The organism is Paenibacillus sp. PK1-4R (genome assembly GCF_030369595.1).
Classification (GTDB): Bacteria; Bacillota; Bacilli; order Paenibacillales; family Paenibacillaceae; genus Paenibacillus.
On sequence record NZ_CP126535.1, the window covers coordinates 2140496 to 2159013 of the forward strand.

Below are 18518 nucleotides of genomic sequence, written 5' to 3' on the forward strand. Positions count from 1 at the left end.
CTGCTTTGTCTTATCCATTCACTTGACTTTCCTTTTTCTTTTTACTTTGGCGTTTTTTTGCGAAACGGGCTTGGGAATGGCTGGCTTTCTGGACGTTCCGGGAGGTCTGTTGCGATATACCCATAAGGCGTACTCCAGCGGTTGAGTGATGGCTTTATAATAGATATCCCGCTCCCCGATACGAGCGAATACTTCACGCGCAGGTTTGGGATTAACTTCAAGCAGGTAGATACGTCCGCTTCTGTCAATCGCCAAATCCAGTGCCAGCTCACACAGGTCCCCATACGTATCTTCCAGAAACGAAGCAACATCAATGCCAAACGTTTCTGCAGTTGTGTTAATTTCTGCCCGGAGGTCGTCATCTTCGATCCATTGCTTCATGAGTCGGTTCATCGCTATTGCCTGACCGCCGCCATGCAGATTGGAGGTCACGCTTTTTTCTGCACCCATGCGTCCAGCACATCCAGTAAGCTCCCATTGTCCTTCACCGTTCTTCTGAACGAGCATGCGATAATCATGCACACGTCCATTCGGAAGCTGAAGTTGAATGCCCTTTTGTACAAGATACTTGTCTTTCATGTTCCAGTGCTGGAGCAACGCGCCAAGTCGTGATAAATGAACTTTACGTGGAGTGATGATACGACGCTTCTGATCCCGCCCCTGAACAAGCACCGTATTAGCCTCGCTACTGCTGCGTTCAATGCGCAGAATACCACGTCCGCCTGTTCCATTAATGGGTTTGAGATAGACCAGAGAAGAAACTTTGAGCATCCGGTTTACATCGGACATATCCTGAAATAGAGCGGTTTCCGGCAGATGTTCACGAAAGTTTGCTTTTTGTAAAAGGGTCTGATGGATGGTCCATTTATTGCGCAGTGGCCTGTTCAGAAAGAGCAGATGCCCATATTTCTCACGAAAAGCAAGCAATTGCTGGAACCTTCGATTACGCTGAATCCGGCAGCGATCAAAGATCAGGTCCGGGAATGATCGCCACTCCCTGGACCAGCCTTTTCCCTCATGAAAAACCATGGCTTCAATTTGTTTGCCGCCGGGGTGTACGTCGGCTGGTGTGAATACATAGATATCGAGTCCCCGCTTGCGCCCTTCAAGAATCATTCTGCGATAAACGCTTCGTTCTTCAAGAGCGCGATGTTCATTTAAGTACAACGTCATAATGCCCAGAACAGGTGAGGACACAAACAATCACCTTCTTTTTGCAGTATTCCTGTCTGTCATCGTTTGGACTGACGGGCAAGATAAGCGCTGTAGTGAAATATACGTTCCAATGACCGCCGTCTGATCTGTGGTTCATCAAACTTCATGGGCTTTGCATTGGCTTCGAAGAACCAGAGTTCCCCCAGGTCATCAATGCCCAGATCCATGGACATTTCTCCGAGCGTGTAACCTGATCCCCGTTCTACCTGTCTTGCTATCATTAATGAAGTGGATTTCACACGTTTCATCAGGGTTGTTGACATTTCTTCGCCAAAAAGCTCAGTCAGCAGCTTCTCAGGGTCTTCTACGCTCCCGCCGCGTGGCACATGAGTTGTAATGCTGCGGGAGCCAGCAAGTCTCGCTCCTACACCGGTTACGCTCCATTGGCCCTTGGTGTTCTTTTGTACAAGAACACGCAAATCGAAGGGGCGTTTACGAGAGGATGCCAATTCAATGCCTTGTTGCATGATATAGGGCGTATGTCCGGTTTCTTTGCGGATTCGTGCCCATAACTTGGAGAGTGTAGCTGCTTTATAGGTCGTGCTTTTACGTGTGGTTTGTATTTTGAGTCGGTAGGGAAGCCGTTCTTTTTCCTGGAATTTAAGCATCATGATTCCTTTGCCAGCTTTGCCGCTCTCGGGCTTAAGGTACAGATAGGGATACGCCCGTAAAACGGCACCCAGAGAAGAAGCACTTCGCATCCGCCGAGTATAAGGGATCAGTTGCTGAGTCGATTTGGACTTCTTAAGCCATTCGAACAGATCCCATTTGTTAAAAAAGAATGGGTTATACAGTTCGATTCCTGATTGCATGCATTCGTCAATCTTGCGCTGAACGGAAGGTTTTCCTTCGTCTTCCCGGTTGGGAATACGATTGTACAGAACATGGGGAAGGGGGAAAGGTTGTGAAACCCACTTTCCACTCCCCTTGTTGTACGTATATCCTTTCACGGTGGGACCACTCACGTTCAGATCCCGCACAGTCACAATGTACACCACGTATCCCATGCTCTCGCCTGTCTGTAAGATATCCTGAAAATTTTGATGATTTCCCCTGAACATGCGCTGTTTATCATGCATGGTCAAAACAGCAATGACAGGTTTGAAATCATCATGAAGGCTCATCAAATTTCTTCCTTCTTCCGGAACTTGCTCAAATACAGGCAGTGTTCCAAGATGTGCTCCACCGACGATTTGCCCTCCACCCGGAGTGAAGGGTGACGGAAAATGGAGCGCCCGGGTTTGGCGTTCGCTTCGAACATCCATACATGTTCCTCCTGATCAATGCCCAGATCAAAGCCAATCTCACCAATCAGATGCTGGTGCTGGGTTTCAATCGCCTGGGCCAGTGTAATAGCGACGGATTTGGCCTGCTGAAGAACTTCTCCCGCACGATCGCCGAAGTTGCGACTGAGCGCCTGCTCAGGAGTCATTAGGGAGCCGCCATTTTTGATGTGTGTTGTGACGCTGCCACGTCCTGCCTTTTTGGCTCCAATCCCGACAACAACCCATTGATTGTTACCATTTTTGTGCATGTGAAAACGAAAATCAATTGGACATTCATCAATCTCAATTAGACGTATTCCCTGCTGAACAACATATCCGCGTAGCTGTTTGCCATGTCTTCCCTGAAGCATGCGCATCAGACTGTTGAAGGACCCAAAACGCAGGAGTGCATTACCGCCTTTTTTGCGATAACGTGCGAAATATCCGCGTTTGGGCGAATAAGTCAGGCGGTAGATCCCGTTCCCCAGACTTCCAGCAGTAGGCTTATAGTAGACGAACTGATGGCGTTCCAACATTTCCTTCATCTGTTCAACGGAAGGATTGGTAATCGATTCAGGGATATAACGTCCTGCTGCCGGCTCGTTCTCCAGCAACGTATAGATATCCGATTTGTTGAAGAAGCTCCAGTTGAAGAACGGAATTTTTCGGCGAACAAATCGTTCCCGCAGCTGGTTGATTGCTGGTGAGAAGTCTGAGCGTCTGCTCGGCAATCGGTTGTAGACAACATCGGGCAGAGGTACTGTTTTGCGTGTGAAGCTTCCGTTATCATTCAGAAAAAAACCCGATACCGTCTCATTCTGCCAATTGATATCCCGGGGAGTAAAGGCATAAATATAGGATTTTCGGCTGCCTTCACGCAGTAACTGTTTGATGAAACCAGTACGGGAACCGAATGGATTAGTGCTCGTCGCAGGTCCATCAGAGAGTACGCCAATCAGTGGACCTAACTGGACCTCATCATTTTGCAAATTCCGGAGATAAATACTGCCCCGTTTGGGAACGTTCATCATATTACGGATACCTGAAGCGAGATACAGATGTTTACCTGCTTTTTTGATTGGTTTGATCGTTGCAGGTACCCGGTCACGCCCGAAGCGAAGGTGCACCGTTTTTTTGCCGGACAGGTTGAGGCTCTTCATTAAAGCGTTGGATACATAAACCACTTTATCCGGTTGCTTGGTGAAATGCAGATTGCAAAAGGTCAAACTCATGATTTATCCTCCTATCCTGAAAAGATCCTTGGGCTCCATGGCAAGCGGGCGCTGCGGGCCTCAGCCGCCGTGAATCGGGATGGGTTTCAGGCCAGCTTTGCTGGATGTATTCGGCAATTTCATTGGACGAACGACGTCCGTGAGAACATGTTGTTGCAACAGATAACGGGCATAGGCAAGCGGCCGGGTATAAGTCAGGGTATGCATGCGTCGGTCGCCCGCTTCTGCGAATGAGGTGCGGCCTGGTTTGGAGTTGACTTCAATTAGCCAGAGTTGGCCCTCTGCATCTGCTCCGAAATCAAGCCCCAATTCGGCTAACCTGCCGAAACGGCTTTCCAGCAGGGTGGGGATAAGAGTAGCAGTCTGCCGGATGCTCTTCAGCAGAGTTTCCGTGCGGATTGTTCCATATCGCTGGAGCAGATATGCGTGGGCAGGATATGCTTTACCCCCACCGTGAAGATTGGACGTGAGTGAACCTTCGGGTCCTTCCCGTACCATACATCCGGTAAGCGTCCAGCGACCTTGCCCATTCTTTTGCATTAGAGCCCGTATGTCGAATGCTCTTCCATGATGGCTAAGATCCAGATATGGCTGCACGATCATCTTACGCTCAGCCTGATGTAATGCTAGCCAGGAAGATACAGCCTGGGTATGGTTGAATGTAAGAAGAAAGGGTTCATTGTCCTCGTTACGCCCCTCCACGACCCATGTTGATGGAGTCGCTCCCTGAGACAGGCGAAAGGTGTTTTTGCCATGAGTCCCGGATACCGGTTTGAAGAACAGTCCTCTGGGCCAACGGTCGAGCCATGTTTCCCAAGGAATATGCGATCCTATCCGGGTTGTGGGAGCAAGTTGTGACCTCAATTCAGGATTTCGGGACAACACACGATGTACCTCCCATTTTCCTGGAAGGGAAGCAGACCAATAACGGTGTTGATCTGTGCCGTTGGTTGGTATCCATTCCTTAAGCTGTTGTCTGACGTACCTGGAGATAGGGCGAAGACAACGATCCATAATGAGATCGACTGCAGGAACAGGTGCCGAATTCCACTTCCCTTGATGATAGGCATATCCCCATTGAAGAGGGAGATGGACTGCATCATTCGATATCGGGATCACAATAATCTGAAGGGCGTATCGCATGCTCCCCAAACTGAGACGACGGCAGAAAAGTTCATCTGTAAAGGGAGGTGAGCCTTCGGTTGCACGTACCAGAATGGCCAGTGTCTTGGTCTGAGATGATGGAAACATTACGCTGCACCTCTCCTCTATGAAATAACTTTTCAAAAACCCGCCAGGTACGTAGAGTATTCAAGCATGGCTTTGACGGAAGGGCGGATCTTGCTCTCACTCAGTGGTGTATTATCATTCTTGGATGGTTTGGAGTTGACTTCGAGCAGCCATACGCGCCCAGTGGTGTCCAGAGCCAGATCAATACCAAGTTCACCAAAATGAGCAGGGATGGCACTCTCGATCCCTTTTGCGATATCCAGTGCTGCGGTGTGCAATCCTGCATACGCGGAAGCTTTGGCTGATCCAGACAACTGTGTTTTGGCAACAGCATCCTTGACGGTGCTGAGACTTCCACCCCGTGCCAGATTGGATACGTAGTGACTCCCGCCCGCAATCCGGGCGACGATGGAGGTTACACTCCATTTACCTGTACGGTTTTTTTGCACGAGCGCACGGAAATCCACGGGTCTGCCACTGTTGTCAATGAGAGTCAGCCCTTGTTGGATCTGATAACGCGTTGTTTTCATTTTCCCAGACATACTGGCATACAGTTTATCCAGAGAAGTATACGTTTGTTTCCGGGTACCCCCGACGCCAGTCGCCAGAGTCAGGAAGCTTCCGTCAGTCTGACGTGAGACCCGGATGATCCCTTTACCCAAAGAACCGCGTACGGGCTTCAGAAATACAACCGGATGTCGGTTGCACATCGTCTTGAGCATGGCGGACGTCTTGAGCAAATGAGACTCGGGAAGAACTCGTTTAAGCGTTGAAATGGACTTGAGTGCGTCAAACACTTCGTTTTTGTCCAGAAACTTTTCATTGAAGGTTTGCGTGCCGTAGAGCGATTTTACTTCTTTCATAAAATGCTGTACGCTAGGTTTGTTCTCAAGCTTGCGGGACGTTAGCCGGTTATTGACGACGTCTGCTACAGGCAGAACAGTCTTTTTCCAGCCGTCATCATACACCCAGCCTTTCATATAACCCGTTACCGCTCCAATATCCTCCGGTGTGAAAAAGGATACATAGGCGCCTTGCTTACGGCAGGCGTTCACCAGTTCTTGACAGAACATCGTGATGGAGCCAAAGGGCCGATCGGGCTGATCGGGATAATCCTGGCTAACCAGTACACTGATGTAGGGTCCAAGGCGAAGCGTACGGCTGGCTGAACGATAGGATACCCTCAGGACCGAACGTGGAACGAGACCGGTCTTGCTGGCAACTGTCTGATTGATGCGTAGCCCGTCATACCTTGGAACCGGAATGACAGTGACTTCTCGGCGGAAAGAGCCAAATTGCAGCTGAAGCGGCCTTCCTGAAGGGATTTTAAGCGCCTTGAGTACCCCTTCGCCCAGCATGATGACGTCGTCCTGCAGGATGCCCGAGCCGGTAACCTGAATCGTTACTTTTTTAGTGGACATCACGGATCTCCTTCCGGGCGGCAACTTGATGTCTGATCTCGAAGTTGAACGGCATCTGAACATGGCATGTGCTTCATCATATGAGGACATATAACCCTTGGTGATTGACCCATATGGATTAAATGCATTTGATTTCGAGGCAGGTTATTGATGACCTGTTTCAGATCGCCCTTGTTTGACAGGAGAGAAAAGCGTGTATTAACACGGATGAACAAACCAATCTGAGGAGGAATAATAGTGAACATTTATGACAAAGCCAATGATTTGGCCAAAGCACTGAGAGAAAGCAGCGAGGTGGAAGAGATTACTTCCGCGATGAAGCTGATTGAAGCTGATCCGGATGCAAAAGCAATGTTGGATAACTTCCGTGATCAACAAATGGAATTGCAACAACGTATGATGAGCGGGGATATGCCAGCTCCGGATGAGATGGAGAAAATGGAGAAACTGTTTGAAGTACTGAGCTTGAATCTGAACATCCGTCGCTTGTTCGATGCGGAGCGTCGCCTCAGTGTCATCATTGAAGACGTGAACAAAATTATTGCTGATAGCCTGGGTCATCTGTACGGTGGCGCTGAAGCGTAAAAAGGTAGTTCAAAAAGTCCACTTTTGATTACGAAGGATGCCTAGAGGCATCATCAGCATCGAATATGAAATTCAGCCGAAATAAGCGGGAGGCTTACGAAGGTTGTTTCCTTTGGAAACATTTTAGTTGCTCACGTAGTTGTCCTACGCTCCGCTGCTCCATTTCTAGCTTCATTCCATCTTCTCGGTACTGAAAACTGATCTTTTTGAACACGTACTAAAAGGTTGTCTTGTTTTTTTACCTGAACCTTTCATATTGGCTCCTTATCGTTCATAGACTAGACATATAGAGTCGATCAAGAACGAAGGAGCTGTGAATGGTGAAGAGGTTGAAAAAAGCAAAACATGTGATCTATCTGCTTATTGCGTTGTCGATGCTGGTCATTGCACTGCCGCGGATTTCCTTTGCTGGAGGAATGGACTGGGTTAATATTTTTGGCATCGTATGGGTGCTGTTCTCCTTATTAATCGTTGGTGCACATCTGCATTTTATTCTCGGTGTGGATGAAGAGAAGAAGCGTGCACTGGAAGCCGTTCGCCGGGCGAAGCTGCGGCAGTGGGAGATGAAACTGCTGGACAAGCAGGAGCGGAGCGAGTCTGTATAAGGTACAGTATGAGATCCAACATGGAAGACCGGAATCCCTTGATACAAGGGGGCCGGTCTTTTTTGGTACATACAGAATTAGAGGTTAATCAGATGATTAAATTCAGATGGCGAACTTGCCTATGAGAATGGGTAGAGGTGGGGTTATTTTCCTAGAGCCGTGTTATAATAGATACAGTATAGTACAGATGCATCTTCGGGGGTGGTACAGTTGGACGGACAGGAAGAGAACGTCACGAAGCATGAACAGTTACTTCAACATATTGAACAACTGAAGGTTGGCAGCAAAATATCAGTACGTGGACTTGCGCGGGAGCTGGGTGTAAGTGAAGGGACAGCGTATCGTGCGGTGAAAGAGGCGGAGAACTTCGGGCTGGTCGTGACCAAGGAACGAATTGGAACGGTGCGGATCGAGAAGAGACCTCGGGGCATGTCGGAACAGTTGACCTTTGCTGATGTTGTGACCATTGTGGAAGGCCATGTGCTGGGGGGGAACGAAGGTCTCGCCAAACCGCTGCACAAGTATGTGATTGGTGCGATGAAAGAACAGGCAATGGCCCGTTATATTGACGCTGGGAGTCTGCTGATTGTAGGTAACCGTGAAGATGCTCACTCGCTTGCCCTCGAACAGGGAGCGGGCGTGTTGATTACGGGTGGTTTTGGGACAAGTCGTGAAGTAAGAATTATGGCTGACGAGCTTGGGCTACCGATTATTTCATCCAGACATGATACATTCACGGTGGCTTCGATGATTAACCGTGCGATCTTCGACCGGCTGATTAAGAAAAAAATTATGCTTGTTGAGGATATCATTGGTCAGAAACCTCGCTTGCAGGTGCTGAAGGTGACCAGTTCAGCTGCAGATTTTCATATGTTGGTATCGGAGACGGGCGAACATCGCTTCCCGGTGGTGGATGAATGGAACCGGGTCATCGGGATTGTGAGTCTGAAGGATGTCAGTGAGCTGAAAGAAGATCAAAGTATTGAGAAATGTGTGATACGCCGCCCGATTACGGCCTCATTGCAGACATCTCTTGCTTCTGCTGCCCAGATTATGACCTGGGAAGGCATCGATTTTCTGCCCATTGTGGATCGGAATCGCAAACTGATTGCGTCCGTCACACGCAAGGAAGTGCTTCAGGCGATGCGGGATGCACAGAAGCAGCCACAACTGGGAGAGACGTTTGATCATCTGATCTGGAACGGGTTTGCCGAGGAGCGTGGTGAACAGAACGAATTGTTATTTCACGGATTCATCATTCCCCAGATGGCAACGGATCTGGGTACGATCTCCGAAGGTGTTCTGTTGAATGTGATGACCCAGGCTGGCCGGCGGGCAGCCTGGGATGTTACAGGGAACGACCATGTGGTGGATAATATAACGACTTACTTTGTTCGACCGGTACAGATTGAGGATCAGATCCTGGTTCGACCGTTAATTCTGGAAACCAGCCGTCGAACATGCAAAATGGACATTGTGGTTACCCGTGAAGGCAGTGTGGTATGCAAAGCGGTAATGACATTGCAGTCGATTGACCATGCCTAATAGGGTACGTTGCCTCGGGCATAAACAAAGAGAGTACTCCCTGATCGAGAAGCTCTGCCGGGTTGCGCTGTCGCGCGGTTCTGGCTTCGCTTAACGAAGGGGAAGTACTCTCTTTTTGCAAAAACAACGAGCGATTCAACGGATCATGCAGATTGTCCGGAGGTTGTACCTGATCCATTACTGGACCGTTGTTGAAGCCGTGCATAATAACTGCGGTTACGTATTCCGGCAAATACATTATACGCACCCATAATCAGAAATAGCGCTTCCACAACCACAGATAAAGTGGAACCCGTGAAGACAAACATCAGGATCAGCGCAAGCACGACAAGCATGCCACCCATCCAGATATTTGTCCACGAACGGTACAGACCGGCTCTGGCAGCATCCGAACTTCTGTGTGAACGAATACTGTTTAACGCTGCAAAAACCATGGCAACAGCAAAGATGGCAATTAGAGCATATTTGAGTACATCAATGAACACAAAGACGCAGCTCCTTTTCTGGAAAGCATTTACTGCCCTTATTGTACCATGGAGAGATGTAGACAAGGGCAGTTTTTTGCTGTTACGCAGGAACGTGCATGCGAATCTGTACCCAAACTTGCAGTACGCCTTCCATAACCAGCATCGTTTTGACCTGAACGGTGTACTCCTTTTCCCTCACCGAGTACACTTTCTGATTCAGCATGATTCTCGTCATTTTGCTATACTCATCGATGTTGAATACATCTCTGCCCCGAAGTACCTCAAGTTCGTCTCCAAGCTTCTGTAACATCACTTTCAGAGAAGCCTCATCTGGCCCCTTATCCGATTCTTCTGCACGGACCTTGATTTCCTTGATAACGGTTTGGCGTTTACTGTATTTTTTCAGCGTTTTGATATCCTCCTCATTCTGATGCAGCTGAAGCTGCAGCTCCTGATTATTCAGCCACAACGCATTGTAACTCAGGTGAAATACACCGTTGTAGACGACACATCCAGCGATCATTCCCAGAACAAACACAGCGGTCATTCGCATTAGGGGGCGGTAACGGGAAAATGGCGGAATTCTCATGAACGCTGTTCCTGTCTCATATTAGCTCCGGCCTCCGCCGCACACCCATTTCACCAGCTCGGTTCCCATATGCGCGCCCATAAAAGCAGAGATCAAATACAGGATTTGTTTGACCGCCGGAGACAGGTTACCATCCAGGAAATTGCTCTCGATGACACGCATGGGATCTATTGTGCCGCCGACAGCGGCTGCGAGTGCCCATATCTTTATTTTTCCAGAAATATCGAGCATCGTCTGTGTTGGAGGCTGGAGAGAGATCACCGCTCCAATACCTCCGATCATCGCGCCGCCCAGCACGATTCCAAACGCAATAAAGAAATCAAGAATGGCTTTGGACAAAAATGTGCTCACTGGCAACACCCCTTTCAGACCTAGCAGCACACCTCCTGTCTTCGGTCTGTCACAGGGGGAGCGGCTTGTACTTCTATTGTATGGGCGTGCCCCCGAACGTTATGATAAAATAGAATAATAAAGTCTCCTTTTTATGAGGTTGTCATGAATTTTAATAGGAGGTTCCATTTTTTTATTTATTTAATTCATATATATATGAGATAGATAGGGTAGCAGACGGATCAGAAGATCGATGCTGCGACTATCTGCGGCGAAAGGAAGAAAAAAACATGAGTTCTTTTGTGCATTTGCACGTTCACAGCGAATACAGTTTGCTGGACGGCGCTGCGCGTATTCCGGATCTCGTGAATAAGGCTGCAGATCTCGGAATGACGACACTTGCGCTGACCGACCATGGCGTGATGTATGGTGCAATTCCTTTTTATAAAGCATGTATGGAGAGAGGCATCAAGCCGATTATAGGTTGCGAGGCATACATGACAGCAGGGTCCCGCAAAGAGCGGGGAAGCCGCAAGGATCAACCGATTCATCATTTGATTTTGCTGGCCAAAAATATGACGGGTTACCGTAATCTGATGAAATTGTGCTCGATTGGACATCTCGAGGGTTTTCATTACAAACCCCGTGTAGATATGGAAAGTCTGGCTGCCCATCATGAGGGCATTATCTGTCTAAGCGCGTGTCTGGGTGGTGAAGTACCACAGCATCTGCTGCATGGGCGAGAAGAAGAGGCAAGACGTGCGGCGTTACGCTACAAAAATATCTTTGGTGACGACTTCTATCTGGAACTTCAGGATCATGGGCTTTCCGAGCAAAAAAGGGTGAATCCGCAGTTGATCAAACTGGCTGCTGAGCTTGAGATTCCGCTTGTAGCGACCAATGATGCGCATTATCTGTCGGAAGAGGATGCTGAGCTTCAGGACGTGCTGATCTGTATCGGAACAGGCAAGACCGTGGATGATGAGAATCGGCTTCGGATTGGAACCAATCAGCTCTATCTGAAAAGTGAAGAAGAGATGGCTCGTCTGTTTCCTCATGTACCGGAAGCTCTGGCAAACACCGTCCGCATTGCAGAGTCCTGTGAGTTGAAGCTGGAATTCGGCAAATCGATTTTGCCGGAATACAGACCGCTTCCTGATGGACTCAGCCCTTCGGCGTATCTGCGTCAGCTGTGCGAAGAAGGAATGGAGGATCGTTATGCACAGTCCACACGCTGGACAGATGCGGAGCTTCGATCCGAACTCGAACAACGATTGGCGTATGAGCTGGGTATAATCGACAGCATGGGATTCTCGGATTATTTTTTGATAGTCTGGGATTTTATCGCCTATGCGCATAAACAAGGCATTGTTACTGGACCAGGCCGGGGCTCCTCGGCAGGAAGTCTGGTAGCGTACACGTTGCACATCACCGATGTTGACCCGATGAAATACAACCTGCTCTTCGAACGGTTCCTGAATCCTGAGCGGATCTCCATGCCTGATATTGATATTGACTTCAGTGATGAACGGCGTGATGAGGTCATTGATTATGTCGCGCATAAATATGGCAAAGCCCATGTCGCCCAGATTATTACGTTTGGAACGATGGCTGCCCGTGCAGCTGTACGTGATGTTGGGCGGGCCCTGAATGTGCCTTATGGTGAAGTGGACAAGGCTGCAAAGCTGATTCCGGCGCAGCTTGGCATTAACATCGAGCGGGCCATGGAAGCTACACCTGAACTGAAGGCGCTGTATGAAACCAAGCCCAAGACACGTGAACTGCTGGATATGGCGATGAAGGTCGAAGGTATGCCACGCCATGCTTCGACGCATGCAGCGGGAGTGGTTATCTCCCGTGACCCGCTGACCGATGCGGTGCCCCTTCAGGAGGGCAGTGAAGGGACAGCGTTAACCCAGTATTCCATGGAAAACCTGGAGTCGATCGGGTTGCTTAAGATGGACTTTCTTGGTTTACGTACCCTCTCAATCATTGAGCGGTGTGTACGCTGGATTGGGGAACATGGAGAAATTCCGGATTTCCGCCTTATCCCCGATGATGATCCGTTAACGTACGAGATGCTTGGGCGAGGGGACACGATGGGCATATTCCAACTGGAATCTGCCGGGGTACGCCGTGTGCTGAAAGAGATGAAGCCAAGTAGTTTTGAAGATGTAATCTCTGTACTTGCCTTGTACCGTCCGGGTCCGATGGAGTTCATATCCAAATACATTCAGGGTAAGCATGGACAGATTGAAGTGGATTACCCCCATGTGGATCTGGAGCCTATCCTGAAAGATACGTACGGTATCATCGTGTATCAGGAACAGATCATGCAGATTGCTTCCCGGATGGCGGGTTTCTCGTTGGGTGAGGCAGATTTGCTCCGCAGAGCGGTCTCCAAGAAGAAACGGGAAGTGCTGGATCTGGAGCGTGGACACTTTGTACAAGGCAGCCTGAAACAAGGGTATAGGGAAGAAGAGGCAGACCTGGTCTACGATATGATCGTCAAGTTTGCCAACTATGGCTTCCCGCGTGCTCATGCCGCGGCATATGGTGTGCTTGCGTTCCAGACGGCGTATCTGAAGGCGCATTATCCGGTTCATTTTATGGCATCCATGTTAACAGCCGTAATGGGCAGTCATCGGAAAGTGGCAGAGTACGTGGTGGAATGTCGACGTATGGACATGGAGGTGCTTCCGCCGGATGTGAATGAGAGCGGTATTTTGTTTACACCTGTATTTGTGCCGTCCGGCCGCGCAGGAGCTGGGGATCAGAGCAATGTATCGCAGCAGAATGCGGGAGCAGATGCAGAGAGTAACCCCGGAAGCTCGGCTGAAGAACATGCCGCGAACGGTAATGAGAGCTCCTTCAGGGAAGATCGCGTTCATGAGGATGATGGGCATTCGGGACAAGCAGAATATGGTGAAGCACCTCTGCCGGATGATCCCGGTCCTGGACCGGAAGAGGACAGTGGCGGATATGAGTGGCAAGCAGCGACATCCATGCCTGAGGCATCCGACAACCGGAAGGAACCGGGATTGGTGACGGCTGCTTCAACGGAAAATGGTAATGACCAGGGGAAAGAAGCGTCTTCTTCGCACTCGGAGCAAGGTGAACTGTACTCTGTGAAGAAAAACGATGCAGTGTCTAATGCAAATGCGGATGAAGATAAGGAAAAATTAACGGGTGCAATACGATTTGGTCTTGCCGCTGTGAAAAATGTTGGTACCCAAGCAATGGAAAGCATTATGATCGTAAGGCAGGAGAGACCGTTCGACAGTCTGCTCGATTTTTGTCGTCGTGTGGATCTGCGTGTATGCAACAAACGGGTGATTGAATCGCTGATCCAGGCCGGAGCTTTTGATACATTACCTGGTCACCGGGCCCAATTGCTGGCGATGCTGGATGAAACTGTTGAGGCGGCGTTGAAATGGCGCAAGGAACGCGAGGATCTGCAGATTCAATTGTTCGACTTTGTTGAGACGCCAAACTGGGAGATTGAATACCCGGAAATTCCTCCTTATTCCTCAGGGCAGCAACTGGAGCTAGAGCGTGAGTTGTTAGGTTTGTATCTCTCCGGGCATCCGCTGGATGACTATGAAGATGTGTTGGAATCGAGTGGGGCTGACCGGATCATGGAGCTGACCGAGGCGGCAGACGACACGATGACCGTCGCCGCAGGAATGGTTGTGTCCGTGAAGTCGATCACGACGAAACAGGGCAAGGCTATGGCGTTCATGGAGCTGGAAGACCAGATTGAACGCTGTGAAGTCGTTCTCTTTCCCGAGGTATGGCGGCGTAGCCAGCAGCATGTCGGGAAAGGTGAACTGCTCGTCGTGCGTGCCAAAGTGCAGCAGCAGGACGAAGGGTTTAAGCTGCTGGCTGAGGAAGTGGTGCCGTTGTCACCGGCGGCACTGGAGCAGCAGCTGCGCAGCCGTGACCGGCGCGGCAAGCCCGGCAGCGGCAGCTCTTCGCGCCCGGCGCAGTCGGCTTCGCCGCGGCGGCCAGCGGGCGCAGGAGCCGAAGCGCAGCGCAGCAGCGCAGGCGGGGATGCTTCCGGTGCGCGCAGCAGCGGGAGCCAAGGCTCGGCAGCGACGCGCAGCGATGCGGCGGGTACGGGCGCAGCCACGGCTGCGGCTTCCCGGCCGGGCGGTGCCGCTGAGGCGGCTGGCAGCCCGGCGCAGAGCCGCGAACTGCGGGCGGTGGAGCAGCGGGTGTTCGTGAAGATTGCCCCGCATGCGGAGAAGCCTGAGCTTCTGGCACGTCTGAAGCAGCTGCTTCAGGAGCACCCCGGCCCTGTGGCAACGGTGCTCTTCTATGAGCAGCAACAGAAGCTGCTAGCGCTGAGTGATGCCTATCGGATTAAACCATCACCAACCTTGTTCTCCGATATGGAGAAGATGCTGGGTGAAGGTACAGTCAAAATTAAATAAGCGGTTATCCCGTAAGTTATAGTTCTTATCCATAATATGAAACCTGTTTGGCTCAATGCTGAACAGGTTTTTTTGTGATTGTTTTAGCACGGTTCCCCTGACGAAATAATTTAAACAAACGAATTGCAGAACCACTACAGTTCAGCGCTGAATGTACAATCCTATATCAGTCCAAGGTGTTACTGGTCTCAACCATCCGCACATTTTATGAACATTTTAACAGGTTGCTGCATACACTTGAGAACACCGAAGGACCTCGCGGTCCTCGGGGGATTGATGCGGGAGGTCGAGATATGTCATATGAAATCGTAGAAGCCATGCTGGCCCGGCGGGGTGTACGGATTGATGCAATCGCAGCAATTGTATACCGTCTGCAAAAAGGGTACCACCCCGAACTGACCTTGGACGACTGTGTAACCAGCGTGAAATCCGTTCTGCAGAAACGAGAGGTGCAATATACGCTCTATACCGGTATTGCTCTCGACGAACTTGCGGAGAAAAAACTCTTGCCCCAACCGTTACAGGCTATTATGGAAGCGGATGAATCCCTGTATGGAGTGGACGAGACTCTGGCCCTCGGCATTACTCATGTGTATGGTATGATCGGTTTAACCAGCTTTGGTTATCTGGATAAAGAAAAAATAGGTGTAATTCATGATTTGAACGAACACACAACAGCCATTCATGTCTTTTTGGATGATCTGGTCGCAGGGGTGGCGGCTGCCGCATCTGCCCGGATTGCACACAAAAATATTAAAGCCAAAAAATACCCCTCAGACCTGTAACCCCCTGTATTTCCATGCTTATATGCTGTTGTCACTCCAATGGCTCATATGAAGTCATCAAGGGCGGCCGAGGCTGCCCTGATAAGCTTGCGGCTGCTTATGGAAGAGGTAAGAACAAGAAGATTTCGTCAACCATATGAGTTATTCGTGGGGGACTAATGTCCCTCATGATCCCAAATTCTCCCCAAAGGTCCCGAACCCTTTCTTGCAGAAAAAAAGTGAGGTATGTTATCATTAGTCCAATATACGGGCTCTGAACATTAGCTTAGGGGGCGGACAAGGCATGTGGACGGTGATTTACATTGCGCCGACAGCAAAGGTTGCGGACAAGATTAAGACCAAGCTTTCGGAAGAAGGTTTTCTGGTACAGACCCGTCCCATCAGTTTATCCAAGCAGCAATTTGAGATTCGCGTCCCTTCTGGGGAATTGGAAGAGGTCCAGGAAGTGCTGAATTCCATTCTGCATTCCTGATTCGTTCGACATCAACGTGCCTTGGCAGATGAAGAAGTACCATCGGTACATAAGGGACTAATCGCGTAAGCGGAGAGAGGAATCGACTTGCATGTATTGTATGCTGCTGTCCTTCCTTCTTTTTTTGTTAGGACAAGGACCGACCTGGTTGCTCCCGGAGACCCTACCAAGATAGATTCAAACATCGGCGCAACAATCTTTCGGTTTTTGCAGGTAACATCAATCGTGCTGACAGAAGCCGGTGATCCTTGCCCTGTACCGGCGGATTTTTTTGTTGTGAATGCTGGACAAGGCCCATGGCAGCGTGTGGGTCGTAAGCGGTTTACCGTAACACGCGGATGAAGCTGCCACAAGCAGCGCTCTGCAGGTTGCGGCCATCAAATCAACGGCTGGAGAGGTGTAGTTGTGTTCAAAGATATATTCCAGAAGAAACGGAAGTACGCTACCATACCTTCCGAGCGTGCACTTCCCGGCGAAGGCCAGGAAGTCCTAGAACGCCCAAAACGTGAAATACCTGAAGGGCTTATGAACAAGTGCAGCAAATGCGGCACCATTCAATATAGCAAGGAATTGGAGAAAAATCTGAAAGTATGTCCTGCCTGCGGTTACCATATGCGTCTTAACGCTATGGAGCGCATTGCTATGGTACTTGATGATCAAGGATTTGTTGAGTTTGATGCTGATATGATATCGGTTGATCCACTTGGCTTTCCTGGATATAGCAACAAATTGGAACAACAGCGTCTGAAATCGGGTCTGAAGGAAGCGGTAATTACAGGGGAAGGAACCATTGATGGCCTGCCTGTAGTTGTGGCTGTCATGAGCTTTGATTTCTTCACAGGCAGCATGGGTTCTGTTGTAGGGGAGAAAATTACCCGTGCCATTGAGCATGCCACAGAGAAACGGTTGCCATTGATTATTTTCTCAACATCAGGTGGTGCCCGGATGCAAGAGAGTATTCTCAGCCTCATGCAAATGGCCAAAACAAGCGCAGCTTTATCCCGTTTGGATGAACAGGGCGGGCTGTACATTTCGGTCATTACGGACCCAACGACAGGTGGAGTCTCGGCAAGTTTTGCGAGCTTGGGCGATATTAATATTGCCGAACCTGGCGCTGTATTTGGTTTTGCCGGCAGAATTGTTATCGAACAGACAATCCGTCAGAAGTTACCTGATGATTTCCAGACGGCTGAATTTAATATGCAACATGGTCAGTTGGACATGGTTGTGCACCGGAAAGAACTTCGGGCCACTCTTGGCAAGCTTTTGGATATGCATAGTGAAAAAGGAGGGGTCTAAATGGCGGGTGAGTTGCCATATGAAGCGCCTCTGGTTGAGATGCGCAAAAAGATTGATGAACTCGTGCAGTTTGGACAGGAAAAAGGCATCGACTTTACGGACGAGATTGCCCGCCTGGAAGAACGTTACCATAGACTTGAAGAAGAGATCTACACTGGCATAACAGCAGCTCAGAAGATGCATCTGGCCCGTCATCAGCAGCGCCCAACGGCGCTGGACCTGATCCAGCTGATATTTACAGACTTCATTGAGCTGCACGGTGATCGCATGTTCGGAGACGATCTTGCGGTTGTTGGCGGACTTGCCAAGTTGAATGGAAAGACAGTAACGGTAATCGGACAACAGCGGGGGAAAGATACGAAGGATAATATCGCCCGCTTTTTCGGCAGCGCTCATCCAGAAGGTTTCCGAAAAGGACTGCGTCTGATGAAACAAGCGAACAAATTTGGCCGTCCTATTATTACGTTTATTGATACTAAAGGGGCGTATCCGGGTAATACTGCAGAAGAGAGAGGTCAATCGGAAGCGATTGCTCGCAACTTGATGGAAATGGCGAAGCTATCGGTTCCTGTTATTGTTGTGGTCATCGGCGAAGGTGGAAGCGGCGGTGCCCTCGCTATGGCTGTGGGTAATCGTGTGTTGATGCTGGAACATGCGATCTATTCTGCAATCTCTCCGAACGGCGCTGCTTCGATTCTCTGGAAGGATGCATCCAAGGCAGATCAGGCGGCTGAAGCAATGAAAATAACAGCCAAAGACCTGCTCGAGATGGAAGTCATTGAAGAGATTGTCCCTGAGCCACGCGGCGGTGCTCATCGGGATTATGAAGCGTCTGCTGCTTTCATCAGTGAAGCCTTGGTCCGTCATCTGGACGATATGAAGGGTTGGAGCGGGGATCAGCTGAAACAGGATCGTTATGAGAAATTCCGTAAAATTGGATCGGTCACGTTTGAACCTCAAGCAACCATTGAAGCCCCTCAAGAGCTTGTAGAAGTCGATGTTGCGAGTAATTTGTCGGGAAATGCTGAATAATGTGACGAAT

Annotated in this window: 16 protein-coding genes; 8 read left to right on the top strand and 8 right to left on the bottom strand. The window is 49.7% G+C overall.

Annotation, left to right across the window (positions count from 1 at the left end; translation table 11 throughout):
- Positions 1-18 precede the first annotated feature (18 nt).
- The 5 genes from QNO02_RS09380 to QNO02_RS09400 are packed head-to-tail and all read right to left on the bottom strand — an operon-like array spanning position 19 to position 6363.
- Positions 19-1197: a YheC/YheD family endospore coat-associated protein gene (locus QNO02_RS09380; protein ID WP_133384185.1), complete on the bottom strand. Its 1179-nt coding sequence runs from the start codon at positions 1195-1197 to the stop codon at positions 19-21.
- A 35-nt stretch (positions 1198-1232) separates the two neighbouring features.
- Entirely contained in the window at positions 1233-2339 is a 1107-nt protein-coding gene (locus QNO02_RS09385; RefSeq protein WP_091032561.1) for a YheC/YheD family endospore coat-associated protein, read from the bottom strand.
- Entirely contained in the window at positions 2339-3712 is a 1374-nt protein-coding gene (locus tag QNO02_RS09390) for a YheC/YheD family endospore coat-associated protein (protein WP_091032558.1), read from the bottom strand. The genes QNO02_RS09385 and QNO02_RS09390 overlap by 1 nt, the downstream gene beginning before the upstream one ends.
- Positions 3713-3772: 60 nt before the next feature.
- Positions 3773-4963, bottom strand: a complete 1191-nt coding sequence (locus tag QNO02_RS09395) for a YheC/YheD family endospore coat-associated protein (protein WP_289391873.1) — start codon at positions 4961-4963, stop codon at positions 3773-3775.
- Positions 4964-4995: 32 nt separating this feature from the next.
- On the bottom strand, positions 4996-6363 hold the full coding sequence (locus QNO02_RS09400; RefSeq protein WP_074094376.1) for a YheC/YheD family endospore coat-associated protein: 1368 nt from the start codon (positions 6361-6363) through the stop codon (positions 4996-4998).
- A gap of 237 nt (positions 6364-6600) precedes the next feature.
- Between QNO02_RS09400 and QNO02_RS09405 the strand changes: the two genes are divergently transcribed.
- From QNO02_RS09405 to QNO02_RS09415, 3 genes are all read left to right on the top strand, one after another.
- Positions 6601-6948 carry a YlbF/YmcA family competence regulator gene (locus QNO02_RS09405; RefSeq protein WP_036609862.1) on the top strand — a complete coding sequence of 116 codons (348 nt, stop codon included), beginning with the start codon at positions 6601-6603 and terminating at the stop codon, positions 6946-6948.
- Between the two features lie 320 nt (positions 6949-7268).
- Positions 7269-7553, top strand: a complete 285-nt coding sequence (locus tag QNO02_RS09410) for a hypothetical protein (protein ID WP_085981456.1) — start codon at positions 7269-7271, stop codon at positions 7551-7553.
- Positions 7554-7763: 210 nt separating this feature from the next.
- Entirely contained in the window at positions 7764-9098 is a 1335-nt protein-coding gene (locus QNO02_RS09415) for a DRTGG domain-containing protein (protein ID WP_289391874.1), read from the top strand.
- A gap of 143 nt (positions 9099-9241) precedes the next feature.
- On the opposite strand, the gene QNO02_RS09420 is transcribed toward QNO02_RS09415, so the two are convergent.
- The 3 genes from QNO02_RS09420 to QNO02_RS09430 all read right to left on the bottom strand — a co-directional run bounded on the left by QNO02_RS09420 (position 9242) and on the right by QNO02_RS09430 (position 10505).
- Positions 9242-9583 (bottom strand): YtpI family protein, encoded by a 342-nt coding sequence (locus QNO02_RS09420; protein ID WP_249911216.1) that lies wholly within the window; start codon positions 9581-9583, stop codon positions 9242-9244.
- An 82-nt stretch (positions 9584-9665) separates the two neighbouring features.
- A complete protein-coding gene (locus QNO02_RS09425; protein WP_017689500.1) occupies positions 9666-10154 on the bottom strand; it encodes a sporulation membrane protein YtrI in 489 nt (162 codons plus the stop codon).
- 21 nt (positions 10155-10175) lie between these two features.
- A complete protein-coding gene (locus QNO02_RS09430; protein ID WP_026081169.1) occupies positions 10176-10505 on the bottom strand; it encodes a YtrH family sporulation protein in 330 nt (109 codons plus the stop codon).
- 269 nt (positions 10506-10774) lie between these two features.
- Here QNO02_RS09430 and QNO02_RS09435 point away from each other — a divergent pair, with 269 nt between their 5' ends.
- The 5 genes from QNO02_RS09435 (at position 10775) to QNO02_RS09455 (ending at position 18508) form a co-directional block, all read left to right on the top strand.
- A complete protein-coding gene (locus tag QNO02_RS09435) occupies positions 10775-14920 on the top strand; it encodes a DNA polymerase III subunit alpha (protein ID WP_289391875.1) in 4146 nt (1381 codons plus the stop codon).
- 293 nt (positions 14921-15213) lie between these two features.
- Positions 15214-15705, top strand: coding sequence for a phosphatidylglycerophosphatase A family protein (locus QNO02_RS09440; RefSeq protein ID WP_036609851.1), 492 nt, complete (start codon positions 15214-15216; stop codon positions 15703-15705).
- 283 nt (positions 15706-15988) lie between these two features.
- Positions 15989-16177, top strand: a complete 189-nt coding sequence (locus tag QNO02_RS09445) for a hypothetical protein (RefSeq protein ID WP_017689496.1) — start codon at positions 15989-15991, stop codon at positions 16175-16177.
- Positions 16178-16582: 405 nt separating this feature from the next.
- Positions 16583-17476 (top strand): acetyl-CoA carboxylase, carboxyltransferase subunit beta, encoded by an 894-nt coding sequence (gene accD, locus QNO02_RS09450; RefSeq protein ID WP_036609844.1) that lies wholly within the window; start codon positions 16583-16585, stop codon positions 17474-17476.
- Positions 17477-18508, top strand: coding sequence for an acetyl-CoA carboxylase carboxyltransferase subunit alpha (locus QNO02_RS09455; RefSeq protein ID WP_289391876.1), 1032 nt, complete (start codon positions 17477-17479; stop codon positions 18506-18508).
- Positions 18509-18518: the final 10 nt, after the last annotated feature.